Source organism: Micromonospora sp. URMC 106 (assembly GCF_051386395.1).
Classification (GTDB): domain Bacteria; phylum Actinomycetota; class Actinomycetes; order Mycobacteriales; family Micromonosporaceae; genus Micromonospora.
In genome coordinates, this window is record NZ_JBPQTP010000075.1 from 17,232 (window position 1) to 33,412 (window position 16,181).

The following is a 16,181-nucleotide window of genomic DNA, read 5'->3' on the forward strand; positions in this document are numbered from 1 at the left end:
CGTCGCTGGTGCGGCACCGGTGGCCGAGCCGGCTGGCGCGCCGGGGCGACACCGGGCGCGCCTGAGCAGCGCGTGCGCGGGGGAGCCGCCGGTGCTCGTGCGACGATGAGCCCATGTCCGACGACACGGTGGTGGTGTGGGACGAGTCGCTGCTCGCCTACGACATGGGGGATCACCCCCTCGATCCGGTACGGGTGGAGCTGACCGTCGCGCTGGCCCGCGAGCTCGGCGTCCTGGAGCGTCCCGGGGTACGGCTGCTCAAGCCGGAGCCGGCCGACGACGCGCTGCTGACCCGGGTGCACGACCCGCGCTACCTCGCCGCGGTGCGGGCCGCCCCGCGCGACCCGCTCTTCGCCGGCTTCGGGCTGGGCACCTCGGACAACCCGGTCTTCGACGGGATGCACGAGTCGAGTGCGCTGATCGCCGGGGCCAGCGTGGCCGCGGCCGAGGCGGTCTGGCGGGGCGAGGCCCGGCGGGCCGTCAACGTGGCCGGGGGGCTGCACCACGCGATGCCCGCCCGGGCCGCCGGCTTCTGCGTCTACAACGACCCGGCGGTGGCCATCGCCCGCCTGCTCGACCTGGGCGCCGAGCGGGTCGCGTACGTGGACGTGGACGTGCACCACGGCGACGGGGTGCAGCAGATCTTCTGGGACGACCCCCGGGTGCTGACGGTCAGCGTGCACGAGACGCCGCTGGCGCTCTTCCCGGGCACCGGCTTCCCCGACGAGACCGGCGGCCCGCGGGCGCAGGGCAGCGCGGTCAACCTGCCGCTGCCGCCCGGCGTGGACGACGCCGGCTGGCAGCGCGCCTTCCACGCGGTGGTGCCGTCGGTGCTGCGCGCGTTCCGGCCGCAGGTGCTGGTGACGCAGTGCGGCGCGGACGGGCACCGGCTCGACCCGCTCGCCGATCTCAACCTCTCCGTCGACGGGCAGCGCGCCACCTACCTGGCCCTGCGGGCGCTCGCCGACGAGCTGTGCGAGGGCCGCTGGGTGGCCACCGGCGGCGGCGGGTACGCGCTGGTCGAGGTGGTGCCCCGGGCCTGGACGCACCTGCTCGCCGTGGCCGCCGGCGAGCCGATCGCGCCGGCGACGCTGACCCCGCCCGCCTGGCGCGAGCTGGCCGCCGCGCGCCGGCCGGGCCGGGAGATCCCGCTGCGGATGACCGACGACGTCGACCCGTCGTACGAGCCGTGGCAGCCGACCGGCGAGCCGACCGCGGTGGACCGGGCGATCGCGGCGGCCCGCAAGACCGCCTTCCCGCTGTTCGGGCTCGACCCGCACGATCCGCGCGACTGAGCCGGGGCCGGGGGGAGACCGCGCGGTGACCACGGTGGAACAACCGGTGGACGTGCTGCTCAGCGATGGCAGCACCGTCCAGCTGCGACCGATCCGCCCGTCGGACGGGCCGGGCATCGTGGCGATGCACTCCCGGTTCTCCGAGCGCACCCGCTACCTGCGGTACTTCTCGCCGTACCCGCGCATCCCCGAGCGGGACCTGCACCGCTTCGTCAACGTCGACCACCGCGACCGGGAGGCGTTCGTGGTGCTGGTCGGCGACCGGATCGTCGCCGTCGGCCGCTACGAGCGGCTCGGCCCCGAGGCGCCCGACGCGGAGGTGGCGTTCGTGGTCGAGGACGCCTACCAGGGCCGGGGCATCGGCTCGGTGCTGCTGGAGCACCTGGCCGACGCGGCGGGCCGCAGCGGTATCGCGACCTTCGTGGCCGAGGTCCTGCCGGCCAACGGCGCGATGCTGCGCGTCTTCTCCGACTTCGGCTACCAGGTCCAGCGCCAGTTCGCCGACGGCGTGGTGCACCTGACCTTCCCGATCGCGCCCACCGACGCCACCCTGGAGGTGCAGCGCGGCCGCGAGCACCGCACCGAGGCCCGCTCCATCGCCCGGCTGCTCGCCCCGCGCGGCGTCGCCGTCTACGGGGCCAGCGCCACCGGGCAGGGCGTCGGCGCGGCGGTGCTCGGGCACCTGCGCGACGGCGGCTACACCGGGTCGGTGGTGCCGGTGCACCCGAGCGCCGCGACGGTCGCCGGGCTGCCCGCGTACCCGTCGGCGGCCGTCGCGGGCGTGCCGGTCGACCTGGCGGTGGTGGCGGTGCCGCCGGAGGCGGCGCGGGAGGTGGTCGAGGACGCGGCCGCCGCGGGCGCGCACGGCCTGGTGGTCATCTCCGCGGGCTTCGCCGAGGCCGGTCCGGACGGCGCGGCCGCGCAGCGCGCGCTGGTCCGCGCGGCGCACGCGGCGGGCATGCGCGTGGTCGGCCCGAACTGCCTGGGGGTGGCCAACACCGACCCGACCGTACGCCTCAACGCGACCCTGGCCCCGCGGCTGCCGGTGCCCGGCCGGGTGGGCATCTTCAGCCAGTCCGGCGCGTTCGGGGTGGCGCTGCTGGCCGAGGCGGACCGACGCGGGCTGGGTCTGTCCAGCTTCGTCTCGGCCGGCAACCGGGCCGACGTCTCGGGCAACGACCTGCTCCAGTACTGGCAGGACGACCCCGGCACCGACGTGATCATGTTGTACCTGGAGACGTTCGGCAACCCGCGCAAGTTCGCCCGGCTGGCCCGCCGGATCGGCCGGGACAAGCCGGTCGTGGCGCTCGCCTCGCCGGCCCGCCCGCCCGGGGTGGGCGACTCCGCCGGGCCGGACGAGGTGGCCGTCGGCGCCCTGTTCGCCCACTCCGGGGTGATCCGGGTGGACACGGTCGCCGAGTTGCTCGACGTGGGGGTGCTGCTGGCCCACCAGCCGCTGCCCGCCGGGCCGCGGGTCGGCGTGGTCGGCAACTCCTCGGCGCTGACCGGGCTCGCGGCCACCGCCTGCGCCGCGCAGGGGCTCACGGTGGCGCGCGGCTACCCGCGCGACGTCGGGCCGCGCGCCGGTGCGGCCGAGTTCGCCGCCGCGCTCGCCGACACCGCCGCCGACGAGGGCGTGGACGCGCTGGTGGTCGTCTTCGCCCCGCCGCTGCCCGGCCAGCTCACCGACACCGAGGCGGACTTCACCGCCGCCCTGCCGGCCGCGCTCGCCGCCGGCAAGCCGACCGTGGCGACGTTCCTGGTCGGCCGGGCGCCGGCCGGGGTGCCCGCGTACCCGAGCGTGGAGGAGGCCGTCCGCGCCCTCGCCCGGGTCGCCACGTACGCCGACTGGCTGCGCCGGCCGGCCGGCGTGCTGCCGGAGCTGCCGCGGGTCGACCGGGAGGCGGCGCACGCGGCCCTGCGTCCCGAGGCCCTCGACGCGACGGGGCTGCTGGCCGCGTACGGCATCGACGTGGTCGAGTCGGTGCCGGCGCGCTCCGCCGGGGAGGCCGCCGACGCGGCGACCCGGCTGGGGTTCCCGGTGGCACTGAAGGCCGCCGCCCCCGGTCTGCGGCACCGGCTCGACCTCGGCGCGGTCCGGCTGGACCTGCCCGACGCGGCCACGGTCCGCCGCGCGTACGCGGAGATGGCGGCGGCCTTCGGGGCGGACGTGCTGGTGCAGCCCATGGTCCCGCCCGGCGTGGCCTGCGTGGTCGAGCTGGTGGAGGATCCGGCGTTCGGCCCGGTGGTCGGTTTCGGGCTCGGCGGCGTCGCCACCGAACTGCTCGGCGACCGGGCCTGGCGGGCCGTGCCGCTGACCGACCTGGACGCGGCCGAGCTGGTCGACGAGCCCCGGGCGGCGCCGCTGCTGCGCGGGCACCGGGGCGCGGCCCCGGTGGACCGGGCGGCCCTGGCCGACCTGCTGCTGCGGGTCGGCCGGCTCGCCGACGAGCAGCCCCGCGTCCGCGCGCTCACCCTCAACCCGGTGCTCGCCCGCCCGGACGGCATCTCCGTGCTGCACGCCACCGTCCGGGTGGGCTCCGCCGTCGCCCGCCCGGACACCGGCCCCCGCCGGTTGTAGGGCGTCAGGCCCGGTCGGAGATCTGCTGCACGCCCCAGGCGTTGCCGTCCGGGTCGGTGAAGAAGACGAAGCCGACATTGTCCAGCGGGTCCGGCACCGGACGCGGGTTCTCGCCCACCACCTGGATCTCGCTCACCGCCACCCCGCGCCCGACCAGCTCGGCCCGGGCCCGGCGCAGGTCCGGCACGACCAGTTGGAGGCCCTTGAGCGAGCCGGGCGGCATGTCCGGCAGCACCCCCTTGCCGATCACGATCGAGCAGCCCGAGCCGGGCGGGGTGAGCTGCACGATCCGCGCGTCGTCGCTGATCACCGTGTCGTGGTCCACGGCGAAGCCGAGCTGGTCGGCATAGAACGTCTTGGCCCGGTCCACGTCGGAGACCGGTACGACCACCACTTCCAGGGTCCAGTTCACACCTGTGGGTAGCCTGTCCGGCGACCCGCGTCAAGGACCCTGGCCCGGACGCACGCGGGGCCCCGGCGAACCGCCGGGGCCCCACGTGGCTCGGGAGGGTCAGCAGGCGTACGCCTCCAGGCGCTGCGCCCGCTCCGGGGCGCGCAGCTTCAGCAGGGTCACCTTCTCGATCTGCCGGATCCGCTCCCGGGACAGGCCGAACTCCCGCCCGACCTCGTCGAGGGTGCGCTGCCGGCCGTCGTCGAGGCCGAACCGGAGCCGGATCACCGCCTGCTCCCGCTGGGACAGGGTGGCCAGCACGATGCTCACCTCGTTGCGCAGCTCGCCCTGCGCGGCGGCGTCGCCCGGCTCGGCGCTCGGGTCCACCGCGGCGACGAAGTCGCCGAGCGCGCTCTCGCCGTCCTCGCCGACGGCCTGGTCCAGGCTCACCGGCTCCCGGTCGTAGGAGATCAGCTCGATCACCTGGAACTCCGGGATGTCCATGGCCCGGGCCACCTCGGCGACGGTGGGCTCGCGGCCCAGCGAGACGGAGAGCTCGCGGCGGGCCCGGACCATGCGGTTGACCTGCTCGACCATGTGCACCGGGATGCGGATGGTGCGGGCCTGGTCGGCCATCGCGCGGGTGATCGCCTGCCGGATCCACCAGGTGGCGTAGGTGGAGAACTTGTAACCCTTGGCGTAGTCGAACTTCTCGACCGCGCGGATCAGGCCGAGGTTGCCCTCCTGGATGAGGTCGAGGAAGGCCATGCCGCGGCCGGTGTAGCGCTTGGCGATGCTGACCACGAGCCGCAGGTTCGCCTCCAGCAGGTGGTCCTTCGCCGCCCGGCCCTGCGCCGCGATCAGCTCCAGGTCGGCCCGCAGCTCCGCGGAGACCGGGGTGCAGGTCGCCAGCTTCTCCTCGGCGAACAGCCCGGCCTCGATCCGCTTGGCCAGGTCGACCTCCTGCGCGGCGGTCAGCAGCTTCGTCCGCCCGATCCCGTTCAGGTATGCCCGGACCAGGTCCGTGGAGACGCCGCGCTCGTCGGTGGCGTCCAGGTCGGTCAGGGTGTCGGTGGCGTGGTCGGCCTCGGTGGTGCCGGCCGGGCGCATCCGGTGCTCCATCATCTGCAGGGCCATCTCTGTTCTCCCCGTGTCCACGTCTGTGCCGTCGTTCCGGCCCAGTGGTGCCGGTGTGACACACAGCTTGGCGGGCGGGGCGTGAAACGGGAGTGAGGCGATCGGGGACCCGACACGAATCCGGTCGGGGGGCCGCTCAGCGTGGGCGTGTCGTCGCCGAGCGTTCCTTGCCGGATGCCGTTACCGTGCCAGCGGTCGGCCAGCGGGGCCGGCGCCGCCGGCGATGTCGGCGCACCGGAACAGGTTTTGGAGGGTGTCGTGGTCTTCAAGCGGCTCATGCAGGCGATGGGCGTGGGTGGCCCGTCGGTGGAAACCGTGCTGGCGAACCCGAACTGCCGCCCGGGCGGGCAGTTGGAGGGCGTCGTCCACGTGGCCGGCGGCGACCATCCCGTCGACGTCTCCTACGTGGCGCTGGGCCTGGTCACCCGCGTCGAGGTCGAGAGCGGCGACAACGACTACGAGACCACGCAGGAGTTCCACCGCCAGGCGGCGACCGGCGCCTTCCGGCTGGAGCCGGGCCAGCGCCACGACATCCCGTTCCGCTTCGCCGTGCCGTGGGAGACGCCGCTCACCGAGCTGTACGGGCAGCACCTGCACGGGATGACGATGGGGCTGCGTACGGAGCTGGAGGTGGCCCGCTCGGTCGACAAGGGCGACCTGGACGCGGTGGCGGTCCATCCGCTGCCGTCCCAGCAGCGGATCCTGGAGGCGTTCCTGCGGCTCGGCTTCCGGTTCGCCCGGGCGGACGTGGAGCGCGGCCACATCTACGGCGTGCGGCAGAGCCTGCCGTTCTACCAGGAGATCGAGTTCTACCCCGCCCCGCAGTACGCGGGCGCGATCAACCAGCTCGAGCTCACCCTCGTCACCGACCCGCAGCAGGTCCAGGTGGTGCTGGAGCTGGACAAGCGCGGCGGCCTCTTCACCGAGGGGCGGGACGCGTTCGGCCGCTTCACCATGGACCACGCCACCGCCGAGCGCACCGACTGGACGGCCCAGCTCGACGGCTGGATCCGCCAGTCGCTCCAGCGCCGCGGCCTCTTCTCCTGACCCGGCGCCCCCGCCCGTCCGGCGCGCCCGCCCGACAACGCCCGCCACGTCGCCGCTGACGAGGGTGACCGTGCGGGCGTCCCGGGCGGCCGCCGGGGCCGGGCCGGCCGCCGTCGCCGGCGTCTGGATCGCGGCGAGGCCCGGCTCCGGTGGCGCCGGTCAGAGTTCGAGCAGCACCGTACGTGGACCGACGTTGACGCTCTCCACCAGCATGTGGGCGCGGAAGCGCCCGGTCTGCACCGTGGCGCCCCGCGCGCGCAGCGCCTCCACCACCGCCGTCACCAGGGGTTCCGCCACCTCGGCCGGGGCCGCCGCGGTCCAACTCGGACGGCGGCCCTTGCGGGCGTCGCCGTAGAGGGTGAACTGGCTGACCACCAGGATCGGCGCGCCGGTGTCTGCGGCGGAGCGTTCCTCGTCGAGGATGCGCAGCTCGTGCACCTTGCGGGCCATCGTGCCGGCGGTCTCGACGGTGTCGGTGTGGGTGACCCCGAGCAGCACGAGCAGCCCGTCGTCGATCGCGCCGACCACCTCGCCGTCGACCGTCACGGCGGCCCGCCCGACGGTCTGCACCACGGCCCGCATCAGCCGGTCACCGGCTCGATGAAGCCGCGCTCGACGAGGTGCGCCACGATCGGGCCGGCGGCCTCGGCCAACTCCTCGGCAGCGACGTCGTGCGCGGCGGCGAGCAGGGCGAGCTGGTCGCGCAGCGGCAGCCGCCCGTCGGCCCCGCCGACCAGGGCCAGCACCAGGGGATCGATCTCCTCGGTCCAGCGCAGCCCGTGGGGCATGGCGAGCACCTGTCGGTCCACCGCCCAGCCCTCGTCGCCCATCGTGGCCTCCTGCCGGAGCTGGAGGCCGTCGGCGGCCCGGTAGCGCGCGGCGAGCAGGCCGTCGGTGTCGCGGGCGCGGAGCCAGTCCTGGCGGTCGAACCAGGCGCCGATCCGGTCGCCGAGCGGGGTCTGCACCCGCTGGCGCAACTCCTCCACCCGGACCACCGGGTCGTCGTGGCCCGAGCGGCGCAGCGAGACGATGCCGAAACCGATCGACTCCACCTTGTGCGCGTCGAACCAGTCCAGCCAGTCGGCCATCCGGCGCGGGTCGGCGGCCTCGCCGACGTCGGTGAGCCACAGGTTGACGTACGCCATCGGGTCGGCCACCTCCCGCTGGATGACCCAGGCGTCCAACCCGGTGCCGGCGAACCAGCCGGTCACCCGCTCGGTCCAGTCCTCGCCCGCGACGTGCACCCAGTTGGCCAGGTACTGCATGGTGCCGCCCTCGGTGAGCAGGCCGGGCGCGGCGGCGGCCAGCTCCGCGCCGATCGCGTCGCCGACCCGGCCGGAGTCGCGGTAGACGTGCGTGGTGGTGCCCGGCCCGACCACGAACGGCGGGTTGCTCACCACCAGGTCGAAGCGGCGTCCGGCGACGGGGGCGACCATGTCGCCGCGGAGCAGCTCCCAGTCCTGGCCGTTGAGCGCGGCGGTGGTGGCGGCGAAGCGCAGCGCCCGCTCGGAGACGTCGGTGGCGGTGACCCGCCGGGCGTGGGTGGCCAGGTGCAGCGCCTGCACGCCGGAGCCGGTCCCCAGGTCCAGTGCGGTCTCCACGGGCCGGCGGACGGTCGCGCCGATCAGCGTCTGGGTCGCCCCGCCGATGCCGAGCACGTGCTCGGCGTGCAGCGGGCGGCCCGGCCGGGCGCTCGCCGGCACGTCGGCGAGCACCCACCAGTCGTCCCCGTACGGCTCCAGGTCCAGCCCCATCCGCAGCCCGTCGCCGTGCCGCTCGACCAGGCCCCCGGCGAGCGCCTCCGCCAGCGACAGCGGCGCCAGCGCGGCGGCCACGGCGGCCTCCGGCTCGGTCTGCTCGCAGATGAACACCCGGATCAGCGTGCCGAGCGGGTCGCGGTCCTCGGTGGCGCGCAGCGCGGCCCGGAAGTCGTTGCGGGCCACCCCTCCGGTGGCCTGCGGGCCGAGCCGGGCGGCGATCCCGTTCGAGGTGTAACCGGCCCGGGTCAGCGCGGTCCGCAGCGCCTCGACCCCGGCGGGGGAGAGCAACATGTCGTGTCCGTCCACGTCGCCATCCTGCCTGCCGCCGCGCGCCGGGGTTCGACCACCCGGGAGATCGGCGGGCCGCCGTCCCCGGCGTCCGGTCACCCGGGCGGCCACGTCCTCACCCGTGGCGTGACCGACGCCGCCCCGGCGCCGGCCCGCCGGCCGGCCGCCGTCAACCGACCCCCACCGGGCACGCGGACCGCCCGCCCGGATGCGCCGGTCCGCCGTCGGCCCCCGGTTCGCCGCTCGGACCGCCCGGAGATCCGTCGCCCGGTCGGCCCGGCGATCCGCTGCCCGGACGGTCGGGGGATCCGGCGCCGGGCGCCACCGTCGCCAGCGCGCGCCGGTCGGCGGCCCGCGCCACCAGCCAGGTGTACGCCAGCAGCACGAGCACGTCGACCAGCACCAGCTGCCATGGCGCGTCGGCCATCGTCTCGTCCACGGTCAGCCCGCCGAACGCCGCGGCCAGCCCGAACGCGCTCACGTTGTTGACCACGTGCAACGCGACGGCGGCCTCCAGGCCGCCGGTGCGCACCGCGAGCCACCCGCAGAGCAGGCCCATCACGACCAGGTCGGCGAAGCCCCAGGCGGTGCCCCAGCCGTGTGCCGCGGCGAAGAGCACCGCCTGCACGACCATCCCCGGCCAGGGCGAGCGCAGCCAGGTCCCGAAGGCCTGGAGCAGCCAACCGCGGAACAGGTACTCCTCGGCGGCGGCCTGGAACGGGACCAGCGCGACGATCATCAGCAGGCCGGCGGCGAAGGCGGGCCAGCCGACCCAGGCGTCGAGCGGGCCGACGAGGGTCATCTCGTCCCCGGTGGCCAGCAGGATCAGCTGGGTGCCGACCAGCATGACCGTGATCGCCGGGGCTGCCGTCAGCAGGCAGGTGCCCAGCCAGCGCCACCGCACCCGGCCGAGCACGGAGGAGAGGCCGCCGGCCGGCCGGCGTTCCACCCAGCGGGTGACGGCCATCGTCAGCGGCAGGGCCACCGCCACCGACAGCACCAGCAGGGCGGTGTCCACGACGGGACCGAAGACGGGCAGCCCGTCGGCGTCCGTCGGCGTATCGGTGATCCCGGCCACGACGGCGGCGACGCCGAAGAGTGCGCAGCCGACGAGCAGTGCCCCGCCGAGCAGGGCGAGGACGCCGACGACCGGCCGCCACCACCGCTGCCGGCCGGTCCGGGCCAGTCGGTGGTACGGGGCACCCGGTGGAGTAGTACTGATCATGGGGCAAGCCTGCCGCCGCCGACGGGCCGACGGGTCGACGTGCGGACCGAAATCGCACCCACCCTGGGGTATAGGCCACCTCGTGCCAGCGGGCGACGTGACCGGTTGGCGGGCCTACGTAGGGTTGCTTTCATCATGACTTTCCTGCGGACCTGGCTGCTGCCGTCGGCGCTGGTCGGCGCCCAGCTCCTGCTCTGGCCCGGCCTGCCGCTGCTGCGGGGTGACGCACCGGACGTGACCGCGCTCTCGACGGGTCTGGTCGCCGCCGTGATCACCCTCCTGGCGCTGGGCTGGCGGCAGCGCCGGCCGCTCCCGGCGCTGGGCGTGGTCCTGGCCGCGCAGACCCTCGGACGGCTGGGCGCCTCTCCCGACGACCTGCTGGTGCTCAGCCTCGCCGAGTTGGTCGCCATCTGGTCCGTGGCCGTCCGGGCGCCCGGCCGGGCCGTGCGGGTGGCGTTGGCCGCCAGCGCCCTGTGGGTGGCGTCGGTCAACCTGCCCCGCTTCGACACCGCCGCGGCCTACCTGGGGGAGGTCGTCGTCGCCGTGCTCGGCTACCTGCTGGCCGCGGGGCTCGGGCGCAGCCGCCGGCACTGGGTGACCGGCCGGGCGGCGGTGGCCGGCCGGCTCGTCGCCGTCGAGGCGGAGGCCCGTCAGGCGGCGGAGACCGAACGCCATCGGCTCGCCCGGGAGCTGCACGACGTCAGCGCCCACCACCTTACCTCCATCGTGGTGACGGTGGGAGCGGCCGAGCGCCTCGCGGCCCGGCGTCCGGAGCTGGCCGCGGAGGCGGTGGAGTTCGCGGCGCGTACGGGGCGGGAGACCCTGGTCGCGCTGCGCCGCCTGGTCGCGGTGATGAGCGACGACACCGAGGCGCACCGGCCGCTGCGGCGGCGGCTCGACGACCTGGTCGCCGGCTTCCACCGGCTCGGCCAGCCGGTGCGCCTGGACCGGGCCGGTCCGGAACCGCCGGCCGCTCTGGCCGAGGTCGTCCACGCCGTCGTCCGGGAGTCCCTGACCAACGTGGTGCGGCACGCCGCCGGAGCTGACGCCTCGGTCCGGGTCGCGGTCGATGCCGTGACCGTCACCGTCACGGTCGCCGACACCGGCGTGCCGGGGCCGACGGCCCCCTTCACACTCGGCGCCGGGCGGGGGATCAGCGGCCTGCGGGAGCGCGTCGCCGCCCTGGGCGGCACCCTGCGAGCCGGCCCGGACGGCGACGGCTGGCGGGTCGAGGCGCGGCTGCCGGTCGGGGCGGACACCGGCAGCCTGCCGTCGCCGGTCCGGTCGGAGAACGGCCGGTCCCTGGTGACCGCCGCGCTGGTCGGCAACGCGCTCGTGCTTCCGGTGGCCATGGCCCTCGTCTCGGTGGAGGCCGACGCCGAACTGGCGGGGCTGCGCGACCCCATCGTCCTGCTCCAGTTCCTGCTGCTTTCCGTGGCGCACGCCGCGCCGCTCGGGTGGCGGTGCCGCCGACCGTGGGTCGCCTTCGCGGGCGTCGCCGGGACCGCGCTGCTCTGGCCGGTCACCGCACTGCTGGTCGGGCTGCCCCGGGGCGCGGAGTTCGTGCTGCTGACCGCCGGCTTCGCCGATGTGGCCGCCGTCTGGGCCGTGGCCGCGTACGCCCGACGGGCCGGCCCCACGTGGCTGGCCGCGCCGGTGGCGGCCACGGTGCTCGCCGTGGGCCTGGTCGGTACGGCGGCGGCGGATGGTTCGATCGCGGGGGAGCCCGTGCACGTTCCCGTCACCGTCTTCATGACCGTCTTCGTCGCCGGGCTGCTGCTGGCGCCGATGCTGCTCACCTGGGGCGGTGGAGCGCTGGTCCGGAGCCGGCGGCGGCGGGTGCTCAGCCGGGAGGACGACGCGCTCGCCGCGGCGGCCGCCCGGGCCGTGGCGGCCGCGCGGGCCGAGCGGGAGCGGGTCGGCGCCGGACTGCGTTCGGCGGTGCTGGACCGGGCGGGTCGCCTGGTGGTCGTCGCCGATGAGGGCCGGCTCGCCGAGATCCTGGTCGAGGCACGGGCCACGCTGGCCGCGATGCGCGGCCTGCTGGACGATCTGCGTGCCGACGAGCGGCCGACGCCGCACGGTCCGCAACCGACCCTCGCCGACGTGGGCGGGCTCTGCGCGACGCGGCAGGCGGACGGTCGCGACGTCGTGCTGGACGCGCCGGCGACCGTGCCGGCCCTGCCGACCGACGTGGACGTGTCGGCGTACCGGCTGGTGGAGGCCGCGTTGGACGCGGGCGTCGGGCCGGCCCGGGTGGTGCTGCGGCTGGCGGGCGGTGAGCTGCGGGTGTCGGTCACGGGCCTGCCCACCGCGGCGGACCCGCTGGTCGTCGCCGGACTGCGGGCCCGGGTCGACGCGCTCGGCGGCCGGCTCGCGCTGCGCCGCGGCGAGCTGCGGGCGCGGCTGCCGCTGCCGCCGGTCCCCGTGGCTTCCGCCGCCCGGCCCGGGCAGCGGCGGGAACGGGTGCCGGAGGGGGCGCGATGATCAGGGTGCTGGTGGTGGACGACCAGCCGGTCGTCCGGGCCGGGTTCGCGGCGATCGTCGACGCCGAACCGGACCTGACGGTGGTCGGGGAGGCCGCCGACGGCGCCGACGCGCTCGACCAGGCCGACCGGAGCCGACCGGACGTGGTGTTGATGGACATCCGGATGCCGGGGATGGACGGCCTCACCGCCACCGCCCGGCTGACCGCCGACCCGGCCGGCCCCCGCGTGCTGGTGCTGACCACCTTCGACCTGGACGCCCATGTGTTCGAGGCGCTGCGGGTGGGCGCCTCGGGCTTTCTGCTCAAGGACGCCGAGCCGGCCGATCTGCTGCACGCGATCCGGGTGGTGGCCGCCGGCGACGGGCTGCTCGCCCCCACCGTCACCCGCCGGCTGATCGACGCCTTCGCCACCGGGGCTCTCACCCCGCCGGCGGAGCCGGTCGAGCTGGCCGCGCTGACCGCACGGGAGCGCGAGGTCCTCGTCCGGCTGGCGACCGGGCTGACGAACGCGGAGATCGGCGCGCAGTTGGGAGTAGCGACCGGCACGGTGAAGGCGCACGTCAACGCCCTGCTGGGCAAGCTGGGCGCGCGGGACCGGGTGCAGGCGACGATCCTCGCCTACGACCTCGGGCTCGTCCGGCCCGGCACCCGGCGGCCACCCGCGTAGGGTCGCCAGCCCGGCACGCCGAGCGCCCACGCCGCCAAGGACACGCCGGCCCGGCGAGGGGGGCCGGCGCCGGTCCACCGGCGGCGCGGGGTTACGCGTCATCACCCGCTGCTCCGTGACCACGCGTCGGGACCTGCGGCGCGTTGCCGCCGGAGCCGTACGGCCGACGGCAGGATGGACCCATGACGCTCTCCCTGCCGATCGAACCCGAGGCCAACGACCTGCTCAACCGGGATCCGTTGGCCCTGCTGCTGGGGATGGTGCTCGACCAGCAGGTGCCGATGGAGAAGGCGTTCTCGTCGCCGTACGTGCTGGCGCAGCGGCTCGGGCACGACCTGGACGCCCGGGAACTGGCCGACCACGACCCCGAGGCCCTGGTGGCGCTGTTCGCCCGGCCGCCGGCGCTGCACCGGTTCCCGAAGGCGATGGCGGCCCGGGTGCAGGAGGTGTGCCGGGTCCTCGTGGAGCGCTACGACGGCGACGCAGCCGGGCTCTGGTCCGGCGTCGCCGACGGCCGGGAGCTGCTCCGCCGCGTCGCCGACCTGCCCGGCTTCGGCCGGCAGAAGGCGCAGATCTTCGTCGCCCTGCTCGGCAAGCGGTTCGGGGTCACGCCGGAGGGCTGGCGAGAGGCCGCCGGCGGGTACGGCGACGTGGACGCCCACCGGTCGGTGGCGGACGTCGTCGACGCGGACTCGCTGCGCCGGGTACGCGAGTACAAGCAGCAGATGAAGGCGGCGGCGAAGGCCGGCGGGGGCTGACGCAACCGACCGTGGCGCCGGTCGTTGTAGCCAGGATGGCGACTACAGGCAGCCGATGACGGACCAACGCGGCGGGCAGCTGCTGCGTCCGGAGGTCAGCTCGACCCGGGCCACCTTCCTGGAGCTCTTCTTCGACCTGGTCTTCGTCTTCGCGCTGACCCGGGTCTCGCTGCGCCTGGTCGACGGCGCGGGGGACTCCGCCGCCGGGCTGGCCGCCGAGATCGTGCGCACCGGCGTGCTCTTCCTCGCCCTCTGGCTGCTCTGGACGATCACCGTCTGGGTCACCAGCCGGTACGAGCCGGAGCGGTCGGTGATCCAGTTCGTCGTGGTGGGGTCGATGTTCGGCGCCATGGTGATGGCGGTGGCGCTGCCCGGGGCGTTCGAGGAGCGGGCCCTGCCGTTCGTGCTCGCGTACCTGGCGGTGATGATCGGCCGGCCGTCGGTCGTCGCCGTGGCGCTGCGTCGTCACCCGCGCCGCACGGTACCGCTGCGGCTCGCCGCCTGGGCGGCCGTGGGCGCCGTGCCCTGGCTGGCCGGGGTGTTCGCGCCGGAGCAGTTGCGCCTGCCGCTGTGGGTGCTCGCGCTGGCCGTCGACGGCACCGGCCTCGTGCTCGGCTGGCCGTTGCCCCGACTGGGGCCGGCTCGCGCGTCCGGCTGGCTGATCGCCGGCGAGCATCTGGCCGACCGCTACCAGCAGATCTTCCTCATCTCGCTGGGGGAGAGCATCCTGGTGATCGGGCTGACGTACAGCGGCATGGTCTTCACCGCCGACCGGGCCGGCGCCTTCACCATCGCGTTCCTCACCACGGCGCTGCTGTGGCGGATCTACTTCCACCGGGCGGGGCACCTGCTCGCCGAGGCGCTGCGGGTGGCCCGGTCGCCAGGGCGGGTCGGCGCCTCCGTCGCCGCCACCCATCTGGTCATCGTCGTCGGCGTGCTGAGCACCGCCGTCGGCTACGAACTGGTGATCGCGCACCCGTACGGTCGGATCGACCCGGCCTGGCTGGTCTTCGTCGTCGGCGGCCCGGCGATCTTCCTTCTCGGCCGGGCGCGCTTCGAGTACGAGATCTTCGGCCGGGTGTCCTGGTCCCGCTCGGGCGGCCTGCTGGCGCTGCTCCTGCTGGCGCCGGCGCTCGTCCTGGGCTCGCCGATGGCGGCGCAGGCGGTGGTCGCCGTGGTGCTGGCCGGGGTCGCGCTCGCCGACGCGTGGCGCAGCCGCGATCGTGCGCCGGAGATGCCCGCCTCGCCGCTCCTGCACGGCGAGGCCGGGGGCGGAGGAGGGGACTTCCACCCGGCCCCCTGAGCGTCGGGGGCCAGGCGGCGGCTGCGGTGGGGTCCGACGCGGGAAGCCGTCAGGCGGTGCTCGGGTGGGTCTCGACCCGCGGTGCCGTCGGGCGGCGGCCGTGGTGGGCTCCGACCCGCGGTGTCGTCAGGCGGCCGTCGGCCGGGACAGGGCGGCCAGTGCCCGCCGCACGTCGGCGAGGGAGACCGTCGCCGAGTCGTCCAGGTCGGCCAGGCCGGCCTCGATCCACTGCCGCATCAGCGTGGTGACCCCGATGCCGCGCGCGTCGGCGGCCGCGCGGACCCGCTCGTACGTCTCCAGCGGCAGGCGCACCGAGCGGCTGACCATGGGCGTGTCGGTGTCGGGGGTGGGCAGCTCCACCGGCTGGCTCTCGTCGATCAGCTCCGCGAGCCGGTCGCCGCCGCTGTGGAACTGCTTGGTCGCGTCGTTACGGTTCATCGTCACCGCCTCCTCATCGGCGAGATCTCCGCACGGCCTCGTCGTAGCGCTTCGCCTCGGCGTCGCTCAGCTCGCGGGCGGAGAGGATGTCCCAGTCGTTGTCGGTGCCGTCGGCCTCGGCGAGCAGCACGGCCAGCCGGCGCCCCCGGCGGGCGGCGGCGTAGACGACCATCACGTCGTCGCCCAGGTGACGGATCACCCGGCGGGTGCTGTGCAGCGCCTCCCAGACTTCCCCGGGCGTGACGTCGTAGACCCTCAGGTTGGCCAACGCCTCGTCGGTGAAGCTGAACCTGCTGCCCACGGCGGGAGCGTACCACGGATGTAACACGCAGCCGACCGGAGCGATTTTCGCTGATCACGCTCCGGAGGTGACAGGATGAGGGGTAACCCCCTCGAGGAGGTCCGTGGTGAAGCGTCAGGCGTACCAGCCGATCCTGATCACCGACGCCTCGCGCAGCCAGGACGACCAGCTCACCAGCCGTCAGAAGCGCTACGTGCTGATGATGGGCATCCGGGTGGCCTGCGTGATCGTCGGCGCCGTCCTGGTGGGCGTGCAGGCCCCGCTGCTCTGGCTCTGGCTGCCGTTGGTGGCCCTCGGCATGGTGCTCATCCCGTGGCTGGCGGTGTTGCTGGCCAACGACCGGCCGCCGAAGGAGCAGCACCGGCTGGCGAACCGGTTCCAGCCGAGACACCGGGACGAGACCCCGCCGATGAGCCTGACCGCCGAGGAGCGGCCGTACAAGATCATCGACGCCGAACCCTGACCGGCCCCCACCCCCCAACCCCCCGGCCCTCACCCCAAC

15 protein-coding genes are annotated in these 16,181 nt (G+C 75.5%); 8 read left to right on the plus strand and 7 right to left on the minus strand.

Features of this window, described 5'->3' with window-relative positions; translation table 11 throughout:
- The first annotated feature begins 113 nt into the window (after window positions 1–113).
- Both ACSNOB_RS21700 and ACSNOB_RS21705 read left to right on the plus strand, forming a co-directional pair.
- Window positions 114–1,295, plus strand: a complete 1,182-nt coding sequence (locus ACSNOB_RS21700) for an acetoin utilization protein AcuC (RefSeq protein WP_436688291.1) — start codon at window positions 114–116, stop codon at window positions 1,293–1,295.
- A gap of 25 nt (window positions 1,296–1,320) precedes the next feature.
- Complete coding sequence (locus tag ACSNOB_RS21705) at window positions 1,321–3,876, plus strand: bifunctional acetate--CoA ligase family protein/GNAT family N-acetyltransferase (RefSeq protein ID WP_436688292.1); 2,556 nt, start codon at window positions 1,321–1,323, stop codon at window positions 3,874–3,876.
- 4 nt (window positions 3,877–3,880) lie between these two features.
- On the opposite strand, the gene ACSNOB_RS21710 is transcribed toward ACSNOB_RS21705, so the two are convergent.
- Both ACSNOB_RS21710 and sigB read right to left on the minus strand, forming a co-directional pair.
- Window positions 3,881–4,288: a VOC family protein gene (locus tag ACSNOB_RS21710; protein ID WP_436688293.1), complete on the minus strand. Its 408-nt coding sequence runs from the start codon at window positions 4,286–4,288 to the stop codon at window positions 3,881–3,883.
- 99 nt (window positions 4,289–4,387) lie between these two features.
- Window positions 4,388–5,404: an RNA polymerase sigma factor SigB gene (gene sigB, locus ACSNOB_RS21715; RefSeq protein WP_393104699.1), complete on the minus strand. Its 1,017-nt coding sequence runs from the start codon at window positions 5,402–5,404 to the stop codon at window positions 4,388–4,390.
- Window positions 5,405–5,662: 258 nt separating this feature from the next.
- On the opposite strand from sigB, the gene ACSNOB_RS21720 reads away from it, so the two are divergent.
- Complete coding sequence (locus ACSNOB_RS21720; protein WP_436688294.1) at window positions 5,663–6,451, plus strand: sporulation protein; 789 nt, start codon at window positions 5,663–5,665, stop codon at window positions 6,449–6,451.
- Window positions 6,452–6,610: 159 nt separating this feature from the next.
- Here the strand turns inward: ACSNOB_RS21720 and dtd are convergent, their stop codons facing one another.
- From dtd to ACSNOB_RS21735, 3 genes are all read right to left on the minus strand, one after another.
- On the minus strand, window positions 6,611–7,033 hold the full coding sequence (gene dtd, locus ACSNOB_RS21725) for a D-aminoacyl-tRNA deacylase (protein ID WP_436688295.1): 423 nt from the start codon (window positions 7,031–7,033) through the stop codon (window positions 6,611–6,613).
- Window positions 7,033–8,517 (minus strand): DUF7782 domain-containing protein, encoded by a 1,485-nt coding sequence (locus tag ACSNOB_RS21730; RefSeq protein ID WP_436688296.1) that lies wholly within the window; start codon window positions 8,515–8,517, stop codon window positions 7,033–7,035. Before ACSNOB_RS21730 ends, dtd begins: the two co-directional genes overlap by 1 nt.
- 151 nt (window positions 8,518–8,668) lie before the next feature.
- A complete protein-coding gene (locus tag ACSNOB_RS21735) occupies window positions 8,669–9,724 on the minus strand; it encodes a CPBP family intramembrane glutamic endopeptidase (RefSeq protein WP_436688297.1) in 1,056 nt (351 codons plus the stop codon).
- A gap of 135 nt (window positions 9,725–9,859) precedes the next feature.
- Here ACSNOB_RS21735 and ACSNOB_RS21740 point away from each other — a divergent pair, with 135 nt between their 5' ends.
- The 4 genes from ACSNOB_RS21740 to ACSNOB_RS21755 all read left to right on the plus strand — a co-directional run bounded on the left by ACSNOB_RS21740 (window position 9,860) and on the right by ACSNOB_RS21755 (window position 14,940).
- Entirely contained in the window at window positions 9,860–12,211 is a 2,352-nt protein-coding gene (locus tag ACSNOB_RS21740) for a histidine kinase (protein ID WP_436688298.1), read from the plus strand.
- Complete coding sequence (locus ACSNOB_RS21745) at window positions 12,208–12,879, plus strand: response regulator (RefSeq protein WP_436688299.1); 672 nt, start codon at window positions 12,208–12,210, stop codon at window positions 12,877–12,879. The genes ACSNOB_RS21740 and ACSNOB_RS21745 overlap by 4 nt, the downstream gene beginning before the upstream one ends.
- A gap of 182 nt (window positions 12,880–13,061) precedes the next feature.
- Window positions 13,062–13,637, plus strand: a complete 576-nt coding sequence (locus ACSNOB_RS21750) for an HhH-GPD-type base excision DNA repair protein (RefSeq protein WP_436688300.1) — start codon at window positions 13,062–13,064, stop codon at window positions 13,635–13,637.
- A 55-nt stretch (window positions 13,638–13,692) separates the two neighbouring features.
- Entirely contained in the window at window positions 13,693–14,940 is a 1,248-nt protein-coding gene (locus ACSNOB_RS21755; RefSeq protein ID WP_436688301.1) for a low temperature requirement protein A, read from the plus strand.
- 126 nt (window positions 14,941–15,066) lie between these two features.
- On the opposite strand, the gene ACSNOB_RS21760 is transcribed toward ACSNOB_RS21755, so the two are convergent.
- Both ACSNOB_RS21760 and ACSNOB_RS21765 read right to left on the minus strand, forming a co-directional pair.
- Complete coding sequence (locus tag ACSNOB_RS21760; protein ID WP_350681320.1) at window positions 15,067–15,378, minus strand: hypothetical protein; 312 nt, start codon at window positions 15,376–15,378, stop codon at window positions 15,067–15,069.
- A gap of 13 nt (window positions 15,379–15,391) precedes the next feature.
- On the minus strand, window positions 15,392–15,679 hold the full coding sequence (locus ACSNOB_RS21765) for a hypothetical protein (RefSeq protein WP_245724613.1): 288 nt from the start codon (window positions 15,677–15,679) through the stop codon (window positions 15,392–15,394).
- Window positions 15,680–15,785: 106 nt separating this feature from the next.
- Here ACSNOB_RS21765 and ACSNOB_RS21770 point away from each other — a divergent pair, with 106 nt between their 5' ends.
- Window positions 15,786–16,142 carry a DUF3099 domain-containing protein gene (locus ACSNOB_RS21770; protein ID WP_393105288.1) on the plus strand — a complete coding sequence of 119 codons (357 nt, stop codon included), beginning with the start codon at window positions 15,786–15,788 and terminating at the stop codon, window positions 16,140–16,142.
- Window positions 16,143–16,181: the final 39 nt, after the last annotated feature.